Source organism: Bacillus sp. FSL R5-0439 (assembly GCF_038008805.1).
GTDB lineage: Bacteria > Bacillota > Bacilli > Bacillales > Bacillaceae > Bacillus > Bacillus safensis.
The window spans coordinates 3,037,517-3,057,478 of the sequence record NZ_JBBOZW010000001.1; the positions used below are offsets into that span (position 1 = coordinate 3,037,517).

Genomic DNA, 19,962 nt, shown 5'->3' on the forward strand with positions numbered 1-19,962 from the left:
CCTTATTTATTATAGTGCAAACTTTATAAAATAAAAAGTTTACGATGTGTTTGTATTGCATAACATTTATTTAAAATTTTCAGTTAACGGCCTGCTAGATAGAGATCTCTCCTTTTTCCTCCAAATTACGAGCAAATACTCAATATTTATTGTTTTCATCAACAAACAGGTATATGATATATTGTGTTACAAATTGTCAGTCGTGAAGGGATGAATCGGGGAGTGGACAAGCAAGCGTTAGGCGCCATTCAAAAAGCACAGGATCATTATATTGAAAAAGCTGCCGAGAACATGAATGCCTTTGGTCTTTCTTCTACAGTAGGTAGAGTGCTTGGTATCATTCACATGAACCGTAAACCAATGACGCTTGGAGAGCTATCAGAGGCGACAGGCATGAGCAAAACGAGAATGAGTCAAGTCGTTCGAGAAATGCTCGATTTGAATATTGCGGAAAAGGTTTATGAAAAAGGAATACGTAAAGATCTATATGACGTTGAGCAAGATCAATACCAAACGTTTATTTCCTTGTTTGCAGCCAATTGGTCCCGAGTTGTCAGCAAAAACCGCAAAGCACATAAGAAAACGTGCAAGGAATTGCTGGAATTGCTTGAACAGGACGACCTGCCAGAAGAGACAGAGGATAAAATCAATCTGCTTCTTTCAGAAATCAAGGAAAGTCTTGATTACTATGATTGGATTAGCCGCTTAATTGAATTCTTTGAGAGTGAAGAAGTATTTAAGCATGTGCCGAAACCTTAAAAAAAGCTGTTTTATTTTACATCATTGTAGAAAAAAACAGCTTTTTTATATACACTTATGACATAAACATCGGAAACATCCCTTTTAAGCCCGCACCAATCATTTCAACTGCCACTACAGCAAGAATTAATCCCATTAAGCGCGTCACGACATTCATCTCTGTTTTCCCCATTTTTCGCATAATGAAACTTGAATAATGAAAGGCATAAAAGGTCATCGCCAGTACGATGACAATGCCGATTAAAATCGCAAACATGTGAAGCATCACTTGACTTCCCGGGGTTAAGCTCATCACTGTAGCGATTGTACCGGGACCAGCGATGATCGGAATCGCCAGCGGCGTAACGGAGACATCAGCCTTTTCTTTGCTTTCTGCCTTTTCCTCAGAATGAGGGTTTTGGACATGTGACTCCTTTGCATTCAGTAAATTGTAAGCGATACCAAAAATGAAAATACCTCCGGCGATGCGGAGTGCATGAATATCGATCCCAAACAATTTGAAAATGAGCCTCCCTGCCAATAAAAAGGCAACCAAAATAATGAAAGAGACCACAATGGCTTTTTTGGCTGTTTGGGAGCGTTCTTTCTCTGTATATCCTTCAGTTAAGGTGATAAAAAGAGGCACGTTTCCAATGGGGTTTGATACAGCAAATAATGAGACCACGACATGAATCATAAAGGAAATCAACAGACACCCTCCTTTTTTCTTAGTGTCTGCCAATCTGATGTGAATATTCCCTTGTGATGTTAAAACCTGTATATATTTAACCGATGATAATAAAGGTTTAAAGAAAGGGGAATGACACATGAAGAAAACGATCACCATCATCCTTTTATGTGCTGTGGTTTTAGGAGCAGCCGGCTGGATTGTTTGGCAGCAGCAGTCCATCAAAGCAGCAGAGGAAAAACATCAGCAAGAAAGCAAAACAAACACTGAGCAGCTTTCGAAGTTAAAATCAAATCAAGCAGATATGAAGCATAAAAACGAAGATCAAAAAAAGAAACTGTCTACCATCACGAAAAAGCTCAAAAAAGAAAAGAAAGCCTATCAAAAAGAAGTCAAACAGCGTAAAGCGCTTGAGGCAAAAATCGACCAGCTTCAAAAAGAGCTGACAGCAGCGAAAGCCACTGCTCAAGCGAATAAGCAGACTTCACAGACTCCAAGGAAAACAACTGTCAAAAAAGACCCAAATGTCACCCACAATCCGCCCTCACAATGGGTACAGGATCAATATGATTGGGGTGTGAAACAAGGATATATTAAAGAATAGAAAGGATGAAAAACATGATACACATTCGGCCATTGTCAGGTGATCATGCTGTCCCTATGGACCTTTTACTCTTAGCTGATCCTTCAAAGGAAAAGGTTCTTGAATATGTGCAATCCGGTACTTGTTATGCCGCTTATCATGAACAGGACGTGATTGGTATCTATGTGCTTTTATCTCTGTCTCAGCAGACAGTCGAAATAATCAACGTCGCAGTGAAGGAATCATGGCAAGGAAAAGGAATTGGAAAGCAGCTGATCCGCCATGCCATTTCTGAAGCGAAAGCCGCCGGCTTTCACACGATTGAAATCGGCACAGGCAACTCGAGCATTCAGCAACTCGCACTTTATCAGAAGTGCGGCTTCCGCATGACATCTATTGACCAAGATTTCTTTCTTAAGCATTATGATGAACCGATTTTTGAAAATGGCATTCAGTGTATGGATATGGTACGGCTCTCACTCACTTTGCAAGCAGACTGATGTTTTGTTCCGTCTGCTTTTTTTATGTTCTGCGCTTTTTCACCACATGCTTCACATATTGAATGAAAAAATAGAGCACGGCGCCAGCTAAAAAGCAGACCACACATCCAAAGAGCGTCGCCTCTGAACTGAATTGATACTCTTCAATTTTCATGATATAAAATGGCATGCCAAACATTGATGGACTTGATTCAACATGATTGACCTCTAGCAGCAGTAAAAAAACAGGGGTCATAAACACAGCAAATACATACAGCATCGCAAGTGTTAAACCGCTGGAAAACGAATGAAATACTTTAATCATCTCTTTCTCTCCTTCATCTCTTTTAAACTGGCTGTGATATTTTTCCCGTCTGGGCAAGCTGGATGCAGCATCACCGTATTTAGTAAAGAAAAAAACAGCAGTTGATGACTTATCGGATGCTTCCATATCATAAAAAGCACAATCGAACAAAGCACCGGAAAGAGCGGACCTGCAAGTGCCACCATCATATTGAAGCTCGGACGGACAAATTTCTCATGGACCAGCGCCACATGCTTCCAATCAATCGTTATCACAAAATCAAAGAGCGGCCTTTTTTCGATTTTGTTACACACCATGATCATCAGCATATGACCGAGTTCATGTATCAGCACAACCAATAGGAAACTACACACAAGCTCTATCATCGCAAGACAGGCCTCTTTAACATGACCGCATATATACAGCTAAAAAATGCAAGTGAACCTAGCAGATAGGCGGTGGTGAGAAGATACACATCTGTTGAAAGCCACTTCAATAAAAGCATATCGATGAAGCTGAATACAGCAATCATCATTACGATGACAAACAGTTTATTAAACTCACTGATCTTCACGATAAATCCGGTACAGGCCGCCATGGCAGTGATCAACAAAATGGACAAACTTGCAAGGACATGGCCTTCACTTTCAATGCCTATCACTATAGATGCAAACCCAATAAACACAAAATATAGCAACAAATTAATAGCGTAATAAAATAAAATTCTCGACAACAAATAAGCGCCCTTTGATGTATTTAACATAAAGATGGCCCTTTGATTCATATGATATTCTCTGCCAATCATCAGCGGAAGCATGATCAATATTTCCTTTAACGCATACTGAACAATAAAGGCATACAGCCAGCCGATTTCTACCGGTGTAAAAACAAAAGGCAGCCCCGCCGTCAAACAAACGAGAAATAAAAACAAAATGCCCTGTTCTTTAAAAACAGCTGAACGGCTGAAATAGACCAATTCCTGCCGCAGGTGCGTCAGAAAGGAAGATTGCGTTCTGATTTTCTTATAAGAAAACGACTTCACCTCTGTTTTCAGCTGCAAAAACATCCAATGGACATAAGAAGCCGCTAACCCCTTCAGCCATAGCCAGGCAGCGCTTAGAAGGATCATTAGAAATATGAGATAGACTGATGGCCATACGCGGATCATCTCCATTGCTTTTTGCAAAAGGAGAAACACCAATAGATTCAGCACCGCAAAGCCGAGCGTTTGCAGCAGCAAATGCTCTTTTGTTTTTGATACGAAATGGCTCACAGCAATCCGCATCACCATCCAAGAAGCGAGTGCAAACAGAGCCAGTACACAGCAAGTCATGCATACAACCGTTATCCAATAAAGAGATGGCGTAACACCGCTGATCAAAAGGCCTAATACAATCGGTAAAAAAAGCAGTCCAACCACGAGGAAACAAAAGAGCATCGGAAAGAAATATACACAAAGGACAAATGGCACACTTTGTATCGCACTATTCAAAAAGTAGAATTGATATTCCTGGCGCTTTAATTTATTGCGGGATAACACAATGCCTGCGCTTAAAAGTAAAAGCGTCATTTTCATCAATTGGAGGTATAGAGTAGCCGGCTCGCTTTCTCCTGCCTGCATGAAAAAGCGCAGGCTGATAACGACGTATATCGCATACATGAGCAAGAAAAAAGCCGCGGCTGCGAGAAGCTGTATTGGGTACTTTTTTGCGAGCTGCTTTCCTTTTGCTGTCAGCATCCCCCATTCTATTTTATGAAGAACGTGTCGTGTCCAGATCATTGAGTAACCTCTCCACCTGCATATAGTAATCTCGATTCACTTCTTTATAAATCTCTTCAAGTGCCTGATGAGGAAATGTCTGATTCGTTTCTTGGCGGGACATATCCAGCTTGACGTCACCATTTCTCAAGATCATGAGATGGTCATAAAGCGTATCACCAAAACTCAAATGATGGGTTGAAATGAGAATGCCAGCGCCTTGCTCTCTCAGCTTCATGAGCACCTTTTTTAAGATGATCATCATATCTGGATCAAGTCCGTTCGTTGGCTCATCAAACACATAATAATCACATGGCCTGAGGAGCTGTGAAATGATCTGCGTTTTCTTTTGATTGCCATGAGACAGCTGAGCGATAGGCTGATCCATATACGACCCCAGCTCAAACAGATCAATGAACGTCTCTTCCCGTGTGACATCTTGCTCATTTGGCAGCTGAAGTAATTGAAAGTATTCCCTCGGCGATAAATAATCGAACAACGAATGGTCATCAGGAATATAGGAAACATGTTTTTTCAACAAGGAGATATGTTCTGAGGATTGAAGGTTCAGCTGTTTACCATGTAAAGTGACGCATCCTATAAATGGCGTCAGCCCAAACATGGATTGGATCATCGTCGTCTTTCCCGCACCATTATGCCCCAAAAGCAGCAGCATCTGCCCTTTCTCGACACTTATTTGAATATTGCGGAGAGAGAAGGTGCGGCTATATGTTTTTTCTTTTAATTGTAATGTCAGCATCATATCCCTCCGTTTGATTCAGATAGAACAGATGACCTTGCATCTGTTCTCATCCCTGTTAATAACCACACTGGATTTTAACGTACATGCCTAATAATTTGAACTCTCCTAAAAATTTCGAGCCCCGTCCAAAGGTCTTGCATGCCCAAATCAATGCTCCAAGTGAAATAATGCCCAATATAGCGGCAAGGACATAAATCCAAAATGCGTTTTTCTGTACATTCTTAGAAGTTAGAATTCGTTGCTTCCTTTCATCATATGCCGCCAACAGGTGAAGGACATACATATACACACCTACTGGAAAACGAAGGCTAAAAGGATTCAGCATCTCATCACCCCCTAATATATGTAAAATGATACCACTCCCTTACAGAAAGCATAAGTTCATTTCAGATCATATTTTTAGACGAATTTTCATGATTTAGTGCTTATAAATGGGGGGGATTTTGACTTTTTCTCTAACTGAAGGAGGAGGTTTTACAGAAATAGGATAAGTCAAATGAATTAGCCAGCGGATTTCGCTCAACAAAAAAACGCTGCGTCCCGCTCTCATGAAAGAGTGGAACGCAGCGCATAGCTGACATTATTTATTCAAGTTATAGAATGTTGCAATGCCGTGATATTGTGCTGTTTCAGCCAATTGATCTTCGATGCGAAGTAATTGGTTGTATTTCGCCACACGGTCCGTACGAGACGGAGCACCTGTTTTGATTTGTCCAGCGTTTGTTGCAACAGCGATGTCTGCAATTGTGCTGTCTTCAGTTTCACCAGAACGGTGAGAAATAACAGCTGTGTATCCTGCGCGTTTTGCCATTTCGATTGCATCAAATGTTTCAGTTAATGTACCGATTTGGTTTACTTTGATCAGGATTGAGTTACCAACGCCGTTTTTGATTCCTTCAGAAAGCTTCTTCGTATTTGTAACGAACAAGTCGTCTCCTACTAACTGAACCTTGCTGCCAAGGCGCTCAGTTAATAGTTTGTGACCTTCCCAGTCGTTTTCATCAAGGCCGTCTTCGATAGAGATGATTGGGTATTTCGATACCATATCTTCATACCAGTCAACCATTTCAGCAGATGTTTTCACAACACCTTCGCCTGATAAATGATATTTACCGTCTTCTTTGTTGTAGAACTCAGAAGATGCAGCATCCATTGCAAGTTTCACTTCTTCACCTGGTTTGAAGCCAGCTTTTTCGATCGCTTCAACGATTGTTTGAAGTGCTTCTTCGTTAGAACCAAGGTTTGGAGCGAATCCACCTTCGTCACCTACAGCTGTGTTTAAGCCTTTTGCACTTAATACAGATTTCAGGCTATGGAAGATTTGAGCGCCCATGCGAAGTGCTTCACGGAAGTTTGGAGCACCTACAGGCATAATCATGAATTCTTGAATGTCTACGTTGTTATCCGCATGCTCTCCACCGTTGACGATGTTCATCATCGGTACTGGAAGCGTTTTGGAGTTGAATCCACCAAGGTATTGATAAAGTGGAATTTGTAAGAAATCAGCAGCCGCACGTGCTACAGCGATAGATACACCAAGGATTGCGTTTGCGCCTAATTTCCCTTTGTTTTCTGTTCCGTCAAGTTCGATTAACATTTTGTCGATCGCTACTTGTTCTGTTACATCAAAGCCTAAAAGCTCTGGTGCAATGATTTCGTTTACGTTGTTTACAGCTGTCAGAACACCTTTTCCAAGGTAACGGTCTTTGTCTCCGTCACGTAGTTCTACTGCTTCATATTCACCAGTAGAAGCACCACTTGGAACAAGCGCACGGCCAAAGCCGCCAGATTCTGTGTAAACTTCTACTTCAACTGTTGGGTTACCGCGAGAGTCTAATACTTCGCGTGCATATACGTCAACAATGTATGGCATTTTTAATTTCTCTCCTTTTGAATCAATTTGTTATTTTTGAATCAATGATGTCCCTGTCATCTCTTTTGGTTTTTCAAGGCCAAGTAAGTCTAAAAGCGTTGGAGATAGATCGGCTAAAATGCCGCCTTCTCTAAGCGTCGCACCTTTTTTCGTCACGATGACTGGCACAGGATTCGTTGTATGTGCAGTATGCGGCTTTCCTTCTTCGGTAATTAGCACGTCTGCGTTACCGTGGTCTGCCGTGATGATGGCATGTCCGCCTTTTGCCAGGATTGCGTCGACTACAGCTCCTAAGCACTCATCTACTGCTTCAATGGCTTTGATTGTTGGCTCAAGCATACCTGAATGACCAACCATATCCGGGTTAGCAAAGTTCAGAATGATCGCATCATGCTTGTCAGCATTGATGTCTGCAACAAGTGCATCCTTTACCTCATAAGCGCTCATTTCCGGCTTGAGGTCATAGGTTGCCACATCTGGTGAATTGATTAAGATGCGGTCTTCACCAGGAAATTCTTCTTCACGGCCACCGCTCATAAAGAACGTCACGTGAGGATATTTCTCTGTTTCAGCAATCCGCAGCTGTTTCAATCCGTTTTGAGCAAGCACTTCTCCTACTGTGTTATCCAAATTTACTGGTTTGAAGGCAACATAGCCGTCAACCGTTTCACTGAAGTGTGTGAAGCAAACGAAGTGTAAATTCTTCGGATGAGCTTCTCCGCGGTCAAACGAGCGGAAATCTGCATTTGTGAAAGTGTTCGAGATTTGGATGGCACGGTCTGGACGGAAGTTATAGAAAATCACAGAGTCGCCGTCGTTTACTTTGGCAACCGGCTCACCATTTTCTCTCGTAATGACAGATGGAATAACGAATTCATCGTAGATTCCATTTTCATAGGAGTCATCAACGACATCATAGATGTTTTGATAACTTGGGCCTTCACCATACGCCATCGCGCGGTACGCTTTCTCCACACGATCCCAGCGTTTGTCACGGTCCATTGAGTAATAGCGTCCAGAAAGTGTTGCCACTTCACCGACACCGATTTCTTTGATTTGTTCTTCCAGCTGTTTTAAGTACACTTTGGCTGTCTTCTGACCAACGTCACGTCCGTCCAAAAAGCCATGAATGTATACCTTTGTTAAGCCTTCTTTTTTCGCCAGCTTCAGCAGGGCAAAAAGATGCTGGATGTGACTGTGCACACCGCCGTCTGACAAGAGACCAAATAAATGAAGCGCCTTGTCATTCTCTTTTGCATAAGTCATTGCATCTAGGAACGTTTCGTTTTTCTCAAATTCCCCATCACGAATGGCAACATTCACTCTTGTTAAGCTTTGATACACAATGCGTCCTGCACCGATGTTCAAATGCCCCACTTCAGAGTTCCCCATTTGACCTTCTGGGAGACCTACTGCCTCACCTGAAGCCGTTAAGGTTTGATGCGGAAATTCGTTCCAGTAGCGGTCAAAGTTCGGTTTTTTTGCTTGTGCGACAGCGTTACCGACTGTTTCGCCTCTTAAACCGAACCCGTCTAAGATGATTAATGCAGCTGGTTTCTTACTCATATTGACCTTCCTCCAATAATTGAACGAAAGACTGAGGTTCTAAGCTTGCGCCGCCTACCAAAGCACCGTCAATATCGGATTCTGCCATATATTCTTTAATATTTGCCGGCTTCACGCTTCCGCCATATTGAATCCGAAGGCTGTCTGCCGCTTCTTGACCAAATTCGCTTGCAACGGTTTGGCGGATGTGTGCGCAAACGTCGTTTGCATCTTTCGCTGTAGAAGATTTTCCTGTACCAATAGCCCAGATTGGCTCATAGGCAATCACAGATTCAGCCACTTGCTGCTTCGTTAAACCAGCTAGTGCTTTCTTCACTTGATCAGCGACAAGTTCATTTGTTTTGCCAGCTTCACGCTCTTCAAGCGTTTCACCTACACAAATAATTGGAACGATGCCATGCTTGAATGCAGCATGTGCTTTTTTGTTCACTGTTTCATCTGTTTCAGCAAAGAATTCACGGCGCTCTGAATGCCCAATCACTGAATAGCCGATGCCTAGATCTTTTAGAGCAGCAGGGCTGATTTCACCAGTGAATGCACCATTTTCTTCAAAGTGCATGTTTTGTGCACCAATTTTAAGGTCTGTTCCGTTTGATAGGCTGTTTAGCTTTTCAAGGAAAAGAGCTGGCGCACAGACAATGGATTCCACTTTGTCAGGAGATGGAATAGATGACTTAACTTCTTCAACGAAGCTGACTGCTTCGCCAAGTGTTTTGTTCATTTTCCAGTTCCCAGCTATAATTGGTTTTCTCATGATTGACACTTCCTTATAGCAGTTTTGGTCTTATTTATCGTTTAATGCAGTAACACCAGGAAGTTCTTTGCCTTCCATAAATTCAAGTGAAGCGCCGCCGCCTGTAGAAATATGGCTCATCTGATCGGCAAGACCAAATTTCTCAACAGCTGCTGCTGAATCTCCACCGCCAATGACAGAATATGTATCTTTTGCTTCTGCCAGTGCTTCTGCGATTGCTTTTGTTCCTTTAGCGAATGCATCGATTTCAAATACACCCATTGGCCCGTTCCAGACAACAAGTTTGCTGTTTTTAATAACGTCAGCATACTTTTCTCTTGTCTCTGTTCCAATATCAAGTGCTTCTAGATCACTTGGAATTTCAGAGATTGGCACAATGCTTGTATTCGCATCATTTGAAAAGTCGTCGGCTACCAGAACATCTGTTGGAATCAGGAAGTTCACGCCTTTTTCTTTTGCACGGTCCATAAAGGATTTCGCTAAATCGACTTTGTCTTCTTCTAATAGAGATTTCCCTACCTCGTGGCCAAGTGCTTTCACAAATGTGTAAGCAAGTCCGCCGCCGATGATGAGGTTGTCTACTTTATCAAGAAGACTTTCAATCACACCGATTTTATCCTTTACTTTTGCGCCGCCGATAATCGCTGTAAATGGGCGATCAGGATTTGAAATGGCTTTTCCTAACACCTCAAGCTCTTTTTGCATGAGGAAGCCTGAAACAGCCGGAAGATAAGCTGCAATACCTGCTGTCGATGCATGTGCACGGTGTGCAGCACCGAACGCATCATTGACATACACATCGGCTAAATCAGCAAATGCTTTTGATAATTCAGGATCGTTCTTTTCTTCACCAGGATAGAAACGAACGTTTTCAAGCACTAGCACATCTCCTTCTTTTAAGTCAGAGATTTGCTTTTTCACGTTGTCGCCGTAAGCTTCATCTGCTTTTTCCACTTCTTTTCCAAGAAGCTCTTGCAGACGTTTTGCCACAGGTGTCAGACGCAGTTCTTCAGTAACTTGACCCTTCGGACGACCCAAATGACTAGCTAGCAGTACCTTTGCGCCTTGTCCTGTTAAATACTCAATCGTTGGTAATGCTGCGCGGATACGAGTATCATCCGTCACTTCTCCGTCCTTCATTGGAACGTTAAAATCTACGCGGCAGAACACAACTTTACCTTTTACATCAATGTCTTTTACTGATTTCTTATTCATGCTCGTCAGGAGATCCTCCTTTATTCTGGTTTCCTTACGCGTTGGACAAGACTCTCTTTATCCTTTTCCCATTTTGCCCTCATCAAAACGAGAAATCGTGCAGAACGGATAAAAACAGAGAAAAAGGGAAAGGGATGCTTCCCCTTCCCTTGTCCGTCTTCATTATATCGTGTCTCTAGGAAAGAACCAAGTGAGTTCCTTCAGTGTGAGAAATTAAAGACCTTGTTTTGCAATGTAAGCTGCAAGGTCAACAACGCGGTGAGAATATCCACTCTCGTTATCGTACCAAGAGATCACTTTCACCATGCTGCCTTCCATCACCATTGTAGAAAGAGCATCGATTGTTGAAGAGTTTGCATTACCATTGTAGTCACCAGATACTAATGGCTCTTCACTGTAGCCAAGGATTCCATTAAGTTCTCCTTCAGCTGCTTCTTTAAGTGCTGCATTTACGTCTTCAGCAGTTACATCTTGGTTTAATTCAGCAACAAGGTCAACTAAAGAAACGTTAGGTGTTGGAACACGCATAGCGCCACCGTTTAATTTACCTTTAAGTTCAGGCAATACAAGTGAAACAGCTTTCGCAGCACCTGTAGAAGTTGGGATGATGTTTTCCGCAGCTGCACGAGCACGACGGTAGTCTTTGTGCGGAAGGTCAAGAATTTGCTGGTCATTTGTGTATGAGTGAACAGTTGTCATCATACCGCGTTTGATACCAAATTTATCGTTAAGTACTTTTGCAAATGGTGCTAAGCAGTTTGTCGTACAAGATGCATTAGAGATGACATCGTGGCTAGCTGCATCGTATTTGTCTTCGTTTACACCCATAACGATTGTGATATCTTCTTCGTTAGCAGGAGCAGAGATGATGACTTTTTTAGCGCCAGCTTCTAAGTGTTTCGCAGCGTCTGCACGTTTTGTGAAGAATCCAGTAGATTCAACAACGATTTCTACGCCTTGTTTACCCCAGCTTAATTTCGCAGGGTCACGCTCAGCTGATACTTCGATTGTTTTACCGTTCACTACTAAGTTTGTACCGTCTACAGAAACCTCTGCATCTAGTTTTCCGTGAACAGAGTCATATTGTAAAAGGTGTGCAAGCATGTTAGCATCTGTTAGATCGTTAACCGCTACTACCTCAACTTCAGGATTATTTAATGCTGCACGAAATACGTTACGTCCAATACGTCCAAATCCGTTAATACCGACTTTTACTGCCATGATGTTTCCTCCTTTTATAGGTCACAATGTTTTATATTGAGGGATCAATTGACTCCCTTAATAACTCTTTTGCGGCTCCTTCGTCTGTGACGAGAACCGTTCGGCGTGGTTTTTTGAAATAAGCTTCAATCGCCCCCGCCTTTGATGATCCACCTGCAACAGCAATGATGTGTGGAATGCTTTCTAGATCATCTAGCTGCATGCCGACGGAGTGGACTTTGTGTACGACCTCACCATCACGATTAAAGTAATAGCCAAAGGCCTCTGTCACTGCGTCATGCTCATCAATCTTTTTTAAATCTTCAGCTGGTGTATTTCGTCTCATCGCCATTGTTTTTGCTTCACCAATACCATGAATGAGCATCGTGGACGATTTAATCGTTTGAAGCACTTCTTTGACGGACGGCTCTTCAATAATGGAAGAGTATGCACCTTCTGACAGCTGCCCTGGAACAAACAGCAGTTTGTAAGTACCGGAAGCTTTTTCAGCCATGTGGGCACAAATGGTGTTTGCCTGATTTTTTACATTCTCCCCAAGACCGCCTCTCGCAGGGACAAACATCATATCGCGGTTTTTGGCATCAGGGGTCATCATTTCGGCAACGGCTTCCATCGTCGTTCCGCCAGTGACGGCGACGATATTATTTCCAGTAAACCTTTTTTTCATACATTGGACAGCAGCTCTTCCCATTTCTTGCTTCACCCACGGGGATTCGTCACTGTCACCAGAAACGATAATGACTTCTTCCAGGCCTAACTTTCTCTTTAGTGTATTTTCCAAAAAGGTTAAACCTAAAACGTCCTTCATCATTCCTTCAAGCATTTCAAGCAAAGCGTGACCCTCACTCGTCAGCATCATGCCGCTCGTTTTGACATCCAGCAGATTTTGTTCTTTTAGAAACTGAACTTCAGCACGTAAGATGCGCTCACTGAGACCAAGACTCGTCGCAAGACTTCTGCGGCCAATTGGTTCAGCTAATCTGATGTACTGCAAAATGTCGTAGCGTTTTTGCATAACAATGAGAAGATCTGGCAATAATTTTTTTTGAGCTTCCAATAAACGATTCATGGCTAACGACCCTTTCTTTTCACGTTGGACTAAAAACGTCCCACTGTGACAAAAAACGTCCCGCCACAGCCAAAAAAAATCAATCCCTGCTTTCTTTAATTATTTTAACAGGATAATCTTGCATTTTCAACTCTTAGAAACACATTTAGACAAAAAATAGACACATTTTCACCGAAAGCCTGCTTGTCATCAAGGTTCTTGCGATGATATTTCTTTTCAAAATATTTATTTCCCTTTATATAGAATGAATACACGATTGAAAATGTGCATGCTGGTGATATCAGCATGCACATTTTTTTCAGGACCTGCTTATGTTTTTGTGATGGTTCCAAACTGTTTTGCCTCTTCCTTCGGTTTGATTTTAAGATAATAAATGATGTAGCAGGCGGCCATGAACGGGATTCCGCAATAAAGGCCGATCCGCTGATCCTCGATAAAAAATAAGCTGATGAGGACGATGCCAAATGCGATAAAGCCTGCTAATGGAACAAATGGATAGAGCGGTGTTCGGAAGACGAGATCCTTTACATCTCCGCCCTCCTTTATGAATTGTTTTCTAAAGAAATACTGAGACAAGCAAATGGACATCCACACCACAACAAGGACCATACCAGAAATCGAAATGAGCCACACATACACCGTTTTTGGTGCTACAACACTTGTAAGCAGAGATAGTGCAGATACACCCATTGTCACCAATAATGCATTGATCGGAATTTTACGCTTGGACAGTTTTTTCGTAAAGTTGGGTCCTTTTCCGTCTTTCGAGAGCGCCCAGAGCATACGTGATGATGCATATAACCCAGAGTTTGCTACAGATAAGACGGCTGTGATGATGATAAAATTCATGATATCTGCAGCATATGGTATGCCGACCTTGTCCAGCACGACGACAAACGGACTGTCGACGGTGCCTGCTGTCTGCCACGGAAGAAGAGCGGCCAGAACCGCAATGGATAAAACGAAGAAGACCATCGTTCTCCAAATAATATTTCGTATAGATCGCGGCAATGTTTTTTCAGGGCTTTCACTCTCTCCTGCGGCAATCCCTACAAGTTCTGTTCCTTGAAAGGAGAAATTGACCGTGACCATGGTTAATAAAATAGCAAAAACACCGTTAGGAAATAGTCCGCCATGATCCGTCAAATGACGAAATAGAGGGGCTGGTTCTCCATCTTTCAGATGAATCATTCCGAAAATTGCGCCAATTCCAATGATAATAAATAATAGGATGGCAGCGACCTTAATGGCTGAAAACCAAAACTCGGTTTCAGCGAAGCTGCGAGCTGAGATGGCATTCACGGCAAATAAAATCACACTAAATGCAAGACACCACAGCCAAACAGGGATATCTGGGAACCACCTTTGGAGCAAAATGCCTGCTGACGTAAACTCCAGTCCAATTGTACATGCCCAACTAAACCAATAAAGCCAGCCGATCATAAAGCCTGTGGACGGGCCTATATATTTGGTTGCATACTCTTGAAAGGAACCCGCTGTCGGCATCGCCACTGCTAATTCTCCAAGACAGAGCATCACCAAATACATTAACAATCCGCCAATGATAAAGGAGAGAATGGCTCCCCCGGGTCCAGCCTGATGGATAATGAGTCCTGATCCAAGGAAAAGACCAGTACCAATGACGCCGCCTAAGGCAATCATAAAGAGATGCCTGCTTTTCATGGAACGTTCTAGTTCATTATGCTGTTCTTGCTTCAAATCCGCTTCCCCACTTTCACTCTTCTATTCATCATCCTTTGACAAAATTCGCTGTTCGTGGAAAGAGAAAGGGAGAAAGTGATGGTTCTCCCCCTTTGACATTTATGCTTGAAATAATGCTTCAATATGACCAATCGCCCAGTCTAAATCTTCTTTAGAAATAGTGAGAGGCGGTGCAAAGCGGATGACGGTCTCATGGGTTTCCTTACATAACAGTCCTGCTTGTTTCAGCTTCTCACAATAAGGTCTCGCAGCCTCTGTCAGCTCCATGCCGATAAATAATCCGCGGCCGCGCACTTCCTTGATAACAGGACTTTGAATGCGAGACAGTTTGTCTTTTAAGTATTCGCCAAGCTCCATAGAACGCGCTGCAAGGTTTTCGTCGATTAAGACATCTAGTGCAGCCAGCGACACCGCACACGCAAGAGGATTGCCGCCAAAGGTAGAGCCGTGAGACCCAGGGTTAAACACGCCTAATATATCGCGGTTTGCTACTACACACGAGATTGGGAATACACCGCCGCCTAAAGCTTTCCCAAGAATCAGCATATCTGGCTCAATGTCTTCCCAGTCGCATGCAAACATCTTGCCTGTTCGCGCTAATCCGACCTGAATTTCATCTGCAATGAACAGCACATGTTCCTGTTCACAAAGCGCCTTCGCTTCCTTCAAGAAGCCCTCTGGCGGCATGACAATTCCCGCTTCCCCTTGAATAGGCTCAATCAGAAAAGCCGCTGTTTGTGGTGTGATGGCTTCACGTAACGCTTCAATATCTCCGTAAGGAATCAGTTTGATGCCTGGAAGCATTGGGCCGAAACCTCTTTGATATTCTGCTTCAGAAGAAAGGGAAACAGCCGTCATTGTTCTGCCATGGAAATTTCCGACGCACGCAATGATTTCTGCGCGATTGTCTTCGATTCCCTTGACGTCATAGCCCCAGCGTCGTGCTGCTTTTACAGCTGTTTCTACAGCCTCAGCTCCAGTATTCATAGGGAGTGCCATCTCTTTATTCGTCAGTTGACAAATTTTCTCATACCATGGTCCAAGCTGATCATTGTGAAAAGCTCTTGAGGTCAGTGTCACACGGTCTGCCTGTTTTTTGAGCGCCTCAATAATGCGGGGATGGCGATGGCCTTGGTTCACTGCGGAATACGCACTCAGCATATCCATATATCGATTGCCTTCAGGGTCTGTCACCCAAACTCCTTCAGCCTCTGAAATCACAATTGGCAGCGGATGATAGTTTGCCGCACCGTATTGTTCCGTTTGTTGAATCAATTCATTTGTCTGTGTCATCGTCTATTCCTCCTTCTATAAGCTAGCCTTTTTTAAATTAGGTTCATCTACACACATATGATATGCAAGGATCGTGCCAACTTTCTGCCTGCATCATGGCGATGATTGAGCAGGTTATTTGTGCAAAATATCTTTGCGCATGCCAAATTTTTTAGAGGAAACCGCAAAATTTTTCATGTAAAATAGAGGTAACGTCTGGAGGTGGCGCAATGAAAGAAGATTCTTATACTGCAAAGCTAGCAAATGAGATTGATCTGTATAAGCAAATGCTCGATTTAATAGATGTCGGGGTTCATGCAATTGACGAGAATGGCAATACTGTTTTTTATAATAAAAAAATGATGGAGATTGAGTCTTTGAAACGCTCTGATGTTCTCCATAAAAATGTATTAGACCTCTTCGTCTTCCAAGACGAAATGCACAGTACGCTCGTCCAAGCACTGCGAACTGGGAAACAAACCGTTCATGCAAAGCAGACGTATCATAATTACAATGGAAAAGAAATCACAACGATTAATCATACATACCCGCTCGTTCGAGATGGCCTCATCCAAGGAGCGGTTGAAATTTCGAATGATGTGACCAAGCTGGAGCGGCTGATTCACCACAATATGAAGAAAAAAGGAAGCACGCGCTTTACCTTTGATTCCATTATTGGACAAAGCCCTGCGTTTTTAGAGGTGATTGAGCATGCAAAACGAGCAACACGCACCTCTTCCTATGTGCTCATTGTGGGAGAAACAGGAACAGGAAAAGAACTATTTGCTCAAAGCATTCATAACGGCAGCAGCCGGTCATCTGGACCATTTATTACCCAGAATTGCGCGGCACTGCCTGATAATCTCATTGAAAGTCTGCTCTTTGGTACACAAAAAGGGGCTTTTACCGGCGCAACTGATCAGCCCGGTTTATTTGAACAGGCGCAGGGTGGTACACTTCTGCTTGATGAGATCAACTCATTGAATCCTGGTCTTCAAGCAAAACTGCTGCGCGTATTACAGGAGAAGCGGGTGAGAAGGTTAGGCAGCACAAAAGAAATCGCCGTTGATGTAAGAGTCATTGCCAATATGAATGAGGACCCTGTAGATGCGATCGCAGGCGGACGCATGCGCAAGGATTTATTTTATCGGCTAGGTATTGTCACCTTATTTATTCCGCCGCTTTCTGAGCGAAAAGAAGATATTCCTACGTTTGTCAGTCATTTTATTCAAAAATATAATGAGCTGTTTCAAATGGAGGTGAAGGCGGCTGATGAAGAGGTACTAGCCCTTTTTCAAGCGTATGATTGGCCGGGGAATGTACGGGAACTGGAGCATGTGATTGAAGCGGGGATGAATATGATGATGGATGAGGATTACTTAAGCATGCATCACCTTCCATATCATTTTAGATTTAAACATAGGGAAGGCCGTCCCGCAGCGCAATTACAGACGAATCCTTTGCAGCATACCGCAGCAGCTGACACGTTTATTTATACAAGCGCAGAACATACGACTGATTTCCAAACCCAAATGGAACGATTCGAAAAACAATACATCGTCCATTACTTAGAAAAAATGGACGATAATATTTCACAGACTGCAAAGATATTGGGCATGAGCAGGCAAAGTCTGCAATATCGCATGAAGAAACTGCATATTTCTCGTTCATAATAGAGCTGTGCCCTCATTCGGCACAGCTTACTGTGGTTCTGACTGTCCTGCCGGTTCTTGACTCACATCACTCAGCAGTTTTTCTACATTTTTTAAATGCGTGAGCATCGCTCTTTCTGCTTCTTCTGGCTGTCTTGCCATAACAGCTTTGTAAATGTGTTCATGTTCTTTGTAAAGCTGCCGAATGGAGGCTTTCCTTGAAAACAAGACGACTTTTCTCGTTTCCCGCATTGTTTCTACCAGCAAGGTGGAGACCTGATTCATTAACGCCTTTAATAAATCATTCTTTGAGGCTTTGGCTAAAGCGAGATGGAAGGAGAGGTCTGCCTCTTCACCAATTTCTTTATGCGCTTCTGCTAGTTTCATTTGTTCGAGTGCCTCACGCAGCTGATGAAGGTCATCGTCCGTTCGCAAAAGCGCTGCCTTTTTGACAGCACCCGTCTCAATAATGGTTCTTAATTCAAGGAGCTGCGTGATATCATGCTGCTTCATTAAAAATGCAGGAGACAGACTAAATGTGAGCTGCTCAGGATCGAACTGCTTCACATACGTGCCTTCCCCTTGCTTCATCTCTATTAATCCGATCGCTTTAAGAGCAGACAGTGCCTCTCTTACAGCGGAACGGCTGACTTGAAAGCTTTCTGAAAGCGCTTGAACCGAATCTAATTTTTCCCCCGGAAGAAGCTCACCTGTACGAATGGATTCAATTAATGCATCCGCAATTTCTTCATATATTTTTTTCGTTTTGATTTGTTTATATTTCAATTGGTCTCACCTCATCACTGTTGTCTATCCCTATCGGCTCATGCCCTATCTTATACTTTACCCCAAAATTTCAGATCACACGTCTCCCCTCTTTAATTTTCAAGAAATCTTCGAGCTGCCTTGCTTTCAACAAAAAAAGAAGCACGTGCCATGTTCTGGCAAGTACTTCTTTTTAATCGTAGCGTTTCCTCAGCGTTGAGGCTGGAAGATTCATTTGTTCGCGATATTTTGCAATGGTTCTGCGCGACACGCGGATGCCAAAGGTTTGCTGAAGCAGCGTCATGATTTGCTGATCTGAATACGGCTTTTTCTTATTTTCCGTTTGAATGAGCTCTGCAATATGCGTTTTGACTGTGTAGCTGGACGCCTCTTCTAGCGAATGCCCTTCTAATTTTGCTTGGAAAAATTGTTTCATTTCCATGAGACCATAAGGGGTTTGCACCATTTTCCCTTTTACAGTACGGCTGACTGTTGACTCATGGACTTGCAGTATATCTGCGATCCGCTTCATGGTAAGCGGTTTCATTTTATGTTTCCCTGTTAGGAAAAAATCCGTCTGATGTGAGATAATCTCACGAACGACATGAGTCATCGTTTGCTTTCTTTGCCTCAGCGCTTGGACAAGCCAATTGTACTGCTGCTCTTTTTCCTTTAAATACGTGTATGCTTCGTGCCGCTTTTGGTCTTGAATCATGGCGAAGTAGCCTTCATTCATTTCAACGTCTGGAAAAGCGCGCTGATTTAGCTCAAATGTGATGTGATCCTGCACCACAGTAATCGTCACATCAGGCTCGATATACACATGCTCTTCATCAGATGAGAAATGAAGACCTGGTCTTGGTTCAAGCTGAGACACTTCATCTTGTACCGCTTGGAGTGTTTTCATTGTAACACCTGTTTTCGCCGCAATTTCCTTCCAAGCCTTTCTGGCAAAAAGAAAGAAATGCTTTTCGATGATCAGCTCGGCTTCATACCAGCGCTCCTTTTTTCTTCTCAGCTGAAGGAGAATGCATTCCTGCAATGATCTTGCGCCAATCCCGGCAGGCTCTAGTGATTGCAGCTGATGAAGGACGGCTTCTACTTCTTCAGCTGGCACCTTTAAGACAGCTGCCATTGCGTCGATCGGTTCATTTAGATAGCCATTGGAATCAATGGACTCAATCATAAAATGAAAGATTTTTTGATTCTTTTCACTTAAATTCAAATCAATCGCCTGTCTTTTTAAAAACATTTGCAGGCTTTCTTTTTGATGCGTTCGATACGGCTCTGTCATTCGTTCTTGTGATTTTTTATGATAAACTGGTTGATAGCTGTCCGTGTCTTTCCGCTCAATCAGAGGGTTCTCAAGCGCTAACTGGTCAAGATACTCGCCGAGCTCTGCGCAATTCAGCTGCAGCAGCGTAATGGCCTGCCTGAGTTCTTGTGTGAGCACCTGCTTTAATACCTGTTCTTGTTGCAGTTTAAGGCTCATTGTCTCCCCTCCCTCTCATCATTTTACATGAAGATTGACGGACCGTA

Annotated in this window: 20 protein-coding genes; 4 read left to right on the forward strand and 16 right to left on the reverse strand. The window is 43.0% G+C overall.

All coding sequences use genetic code 11. The features are described from left to right. The first annotated feature begins 222 nt into the window (after positions 1 to 222). Positions 223 to 759 (forward strand): GbsR/MarR family transcriptional regulator, encoded by a 537-nt coding sequence (locus tag NST59_RS15750; RefSeq protein ID WP_024426065.1) that lies wholly within the window; start codon positions 223 to 225, stop codon positions 757 to 759. Positions 760 to 814: 55 nt separating this feature from the next. Here NST59_RS15750 and NST59_RS15755 read toward each other — a convergent pair whose 3' ends face one another. Next, positions 815 to 1,447, reverse strand: a complete 633-nt coding sequence (locus NST59_RS15755; RefSeq protein WP_058837609.1) for a MarC family protein — start codon at positions 1,445 to 1,447, stop codon at positions 815 to 817. A 118-nt stretch (positions 1,448 to 1,565) separates the two neighbouring features. Between NST59_RS15755 and NST59_RS15760 the strand changes: the two genes are divergently transcribed. Together NST59_RS15760 and NST59_RS15765 are read left to right on the forward strand one after the other, a co-directional pair. Then, positions 1,566 to 2,030, forward strand: a complete 465-nt coding sequence (locus NST59_RS15760; RefSeq protein WP_126682317.1) for a hypothetical protein — start codon at positions 1,566 to 1,568, stop codon at positions 2,028 to 2,030. A gap of 14 nt (positions 2,031 to 2,044) precedes the next feature. Continuing rightward, the gene (locus NST59_RS15765) at positions 2,045 to 2,509 is read left to right on the forward strand and encodes a GNAT family N-acetyltransferase (protein WP_251181283.1); all 465 of its coding nucleotides are present in this window, start codon (positions 2,045 to 2,047) and stop codon (positions 2,507 to 2,509) included. A 22-nt stretch (positions 2,510 to 2,531) separates the two neighbouring features. On the opposite strand, the gene NST59_RS15770 is transcribed toward NST59_RS15765, so the two are convergent. The 13 genes from NST59_RS15770 to NST59_RS15830 all read right to left on the reverse strand — a co-directional run bounded on the left by NST59_RS15770 (position 2,532) and on the right by NST59_RS15830 (position 16,027). Then, positions 2,532 to 2,813 carry a hypothetical protein gene (locus NST59_RS15770; protein ID WP_039181498.1) on the reverse strand — a complete coding sequence of 94 codons (282 nt, stop codon included), beginning with the start codon at positions 2,811 to 2,813 and terminating at the stop codon, positions 2,532 to 2,534. Continuing rightward, positions 2,810 to 3,178: a hypothetical protein gene (locus NST59_RS15775; protein ID WP_126682319.1), complete on the reverse strand. Its 369-nt coding sequence runs from the start codon at positions 3,176 to 3,178 to the stop codon at positions 2,810 to 2,812. Before NST59_RS15775 ends, NST59_RS15770 begins: the two co-directional genes overlap by 4 nt. Then, positions 3,175 to 4,572 (reverse strand): hypothetical protein, encoded by a 1,398-nt coding sequence (locus tag NST59_RS15780; protein ID WP_126682320.1) that lies wholly within the window; start codon positions 4,570 to 4,572, stop codon positions 3,175 to 3,177. Before NST59_RS15780 ends, NST59_RS15775 begins: the two co-directional genes overlap by 4 nt. Further along, positions 4,544 to 5,311, reverse strand: coding sequence for an ATP-binding cassette domain-containing protein (locus NST59_RS15785; RefSeq protein ID WP_047202985.1), 768 nt, complete (start codon positions 5,309 to 5,311; stop codon positions 4,544 to 4,546). Before NST59_RS15785 ends, NST59_RS15780 begins: the two co-directional genes overlap by 29 nt. Before the next feature lie 58 nt (positions 5,312 to 5,369). Further along, on the reverse strand, positions 5,370 to 5,639 hold the full coding sequence (locus NST59_RS15790) for a hypothetical protein (protein WP_041107838.1): 270 nt from the start codon (positions 5,637 to 5,639) through the stop codon (positions 5,370 to 5,372). Between the two features lie 255 nt (positions 5,640 to 5,894). Further along, positions 5,895 to 7,187, reverse strand: a complete 1,293-nt coding sequence (gene eno / locus NST59_RS15795; protein WP_003212752.1) for a phosphopyruvate hydratase — start codon at positions 7,185 to 7,187, stop codon at positions 5,895 to 5,897. A 30-nt stretch (positions 7,188 to 7,217) separates the two neighbouring features. Continuing rightward, entirely contained in the window at positions 7,218 to 8,753 is a 1,536-nt protein-coding gene (gene gpmI / locus NST59_RS15800) for a 2,3-bisphosphoglycerate-independent phosphoglycerate mutase (protein ID WP_039181511.1), read from the reverse strand. Further along, positions 8,746 to 9,507, reverse strand: a complete 762-nt coding sequence (tpiA, locus tag NST59_RS15805) for a triose-phosphate isomerase (protein WP_017359213.1) — start codon at positions 9,505 to 9,507, stop codon at positions 8,746 to 8,748. The genes gpmI and tpiA overlap by 8 nt, the downstream gene beginning before the upstream one ends. Positions 9,508 to 9,537: 30 nt before the next feature. Next, on the reverse strand, positions 9,538 to 10,722 hold the full coding sequence (locus tag NST59_RS15810; protein ID WP_039181514.1) for a phosphoglycerate kinase: 1,185 nt from the start codon (positions 10,720 to 10,722) through the stop codon (positions 9,538 to 9,540). 213 nt (positions 10,723 to 10,935) lie between these two features. Beyond that, positions 10,936 to 11,943 carry a type I glyceraldehyde-3-phosphate dehydrogenase gene (gene gap / locus NST59_RS15815; RefSeq protein ID WP_012011304.1) on the reverse strand — a complete coding sequence of 336 codons (1,008 nt, stop codon included), beginning with the start codon at positions 11,941 to 11,943 and terminating at the stop codon, positions 10,936 to 10,938. Between the two features lie 31 nt (positions 11,944 to 11,974). Next, on the reverse strand, positions 11,975 to 13,012 hold the full coding sequence (locus NST59_RS15820) for a sugar-binding transcriptional regulator (RefSeq protein WP_039181517.1): 1,038 nt from the start codon (positions 13,010 to 13,012) through the stop codon (positions 11,975 to 11,977). A 309-nt stretch (positions 13,013 to 13,321) separates the two neighbouring features. Beyond that, positions 13,322 to 14,695 (reverse strand): amino acid permease, encoded by a 1,374-nt coding sequence (locus NST59_RS15825; protein ID WP_058837626.1) that lies wholly within the window; start codon positions 14,693 to 14,695, stop codon positions 13,322 to 13,324. Positions 14,696 to 14,833: 138 nt separating this feature from the next. Then, positions 14,834 to 16,027 carry an ornithine--oxo-acid transaminase gene (locus NST59_RS15830; protein ID WP_039181526.1) on the reverse strand — a complete coding sequence of 398 codons (1,194 nt, stop codon included), beginning with the start codon at positions 16,025 to 16,027 and terminating at the stop codon, positions 14,834 to 14,836. A 209-nt stretch (positions 16,028 to 16,236) separates the two neighbouring features. Here NST59_RS15830 and NST59_RS15835 point away from each other — a divergent pair, with 209 nt between their 5' ends. Beyond that, on the forward strand, positions 16,237 to 17,679 hold the full coding sequence (locus NST59_RS15835; protein WP_144467935.1) for a sigma-54 interaction domain-containing protein: 1,443 nt from the start codon (positions 16,237 to 16,239) through the stop codon (positions 17,677 to 17,679). A gap of 27 nt (positions 17,680 to 17,706) precedes the next feature. Here NST59_RS15835 and NST59_RS15840 read toward each other — a convergent pair whose 3' ends face one another. Together NST59_RS15840 and rpoN are read right to left on the reverse strand one after the other, a co-directional pair. Then, positions 17,707 to 18,444 (reverse strand): FadR/GntR family transcriptional regulator, encoded by a 738-nt coding sequence (locus tag NST59_RS15840; RefSeq protein ID WP_058837601.1) that lies wholly within the window; start codon positions 18,442 to 18,444, stop codon positions 17,707 to 17,709. Positions 18,445 to 18,616: 172 nt separating this feature from the next. Beyond that, on the reverse strand, positions 18,617 to 19,915 hold the full coding sequence (gene rpoN / locus NST59_RS15845; protein WP_268464313.1) for an RNA polymerase factor sigma-54: 1,299 nt from the start codon (positions 19,913 to 19,915) through the stop codon (positions 18,617 to 18,619). Positions 19,916 to 19,962 lie beyond the last annotated feature (47 nt).

What these genes read in the sequence shown, in the direction of transcription:
- NST59_RS15760 (WP_126682317.1), top strand. Translation starts at nt 1,566, where the DNA reads ATGAAGAAAACGATCACCATCATCCTTTTATGTGCTGTGGTTTTAGGA.
- NST59_RS15765 (WP_251181283.1), top strand. Translation starts at nt 2,045, where the DNA reads ATGATACACATTCGGCCATTGTCAGGTGATCATGCTGTCCCTATGGAC.
- NST59_RS15770 (WP_039181498.1), bottom strand. Translation starts at nt 2,813, where the DNA reads ATGATTAAAGTATTTCATTCGTTTTCCAGCGGTTTAACACTTGCGATG.
- NST59_RS15775 (WP_126682319.1), bottom strand. Translation starts at nt 3,178, where the DNA reads ATGATAGAGCTTGTGTGTAGTTTCCTATTGGTTGTGCTGATACATGAA.
- NST59_RS15780 (WP_126682320.1), bottom strand. Translation starts at nt 4,572, where the DNA reads ATGATCTGGACACGACACGTTCTTCATAAAATAGAATGGGGGATGCTG.
- NST59_RS15785 (WP_047202985.1), bottom strand. Translation starts at nt 5,311, where the DNA reads ATGCTGACATTACAATTAAAAGAAAAAACATATAGCCGCACCTTCTCT.
- NST59_RS15790 (WP_041107838.1), bottom strand. Translation starts at nt 5,639, where the DNA reads ATGCTGAATCCTTTTAGCCTTCGTTTTCCAGTAGGTGTGTATATGTAT.
- eno (WP_003212752.1), bottom strand. Translation starts at nt 7,187, where the DNA reads ATGCCATACATTGTTGACGTATATGCACGCGAAGTATTAGACTCTCGC.
- gpmI (WP_039181511.1), bottom strand. Translation starts at nt 8,753, where the DNA reads ATGAGTAAGAAACCAGCTGCATTAATCATCTTAGACGGGTTCGGTTTA.
- tpiA (WP_017359213.1), bottom strand. Translation starts at nt 9,507, where the DNA reads ATGAGAAAACCAATTATAGCTGGGAACTGGAAAATGAACAAAACACTT.
- NST59_RS15810 (WP_039181514.1), bottom strand. Translation starts at nt 10,722, where the DNA reads ATGAATAAGAAATCAGTAAAAGACATTGATGTAAAAGGTAAAGTTGTG.
- gap (WP_012011304.1), bottom strand. Translation starts at nt 11,943, where the DNA reads ATGGCAGTAAAAGTCGGTATTAACGGATTTGGACGTATTGGACGTAAC.
- NST59_RS15820 (WP_039181517.1), bottom strand. Translation starts at nt 13,012, where the DNA reads ATGAATCGTTTATTGGAAGCTCAAAAAAAATTATTGCCAGATCTTCTC.
- NST59_RS15825 (WP_058837626.1), bottom strand. Translation starts at nt 14,695, where the DNA reads ATGAAAAGCAGGCATCTCTTTATGATTGCCTTAGGCGGCGTCATTGGT.
- NST59_RS15830 (WP_039181526.1), bottom strand. Translation starts at nt 16,027, where the DNA reads ATGACACAGACAAATGAATTGATTCAACAAACGGAACAATACGGTGCG.
- NST59_RS15835 (WP_144467935.1), top strand. Translation starts at nt 16,237, where the DNA reads ATGAAAGAAGATTCTTATACTGCAAAGCTAGCAAATGAGATTGATCTG.
- rpoN (WP_268464313.1), bottom strand. Translation starts at nt 19,915, where the DNA reads ATGAGCCTTAAACTGCAACAAGAACAGGTATTAAAGCAGGTGCTCACA.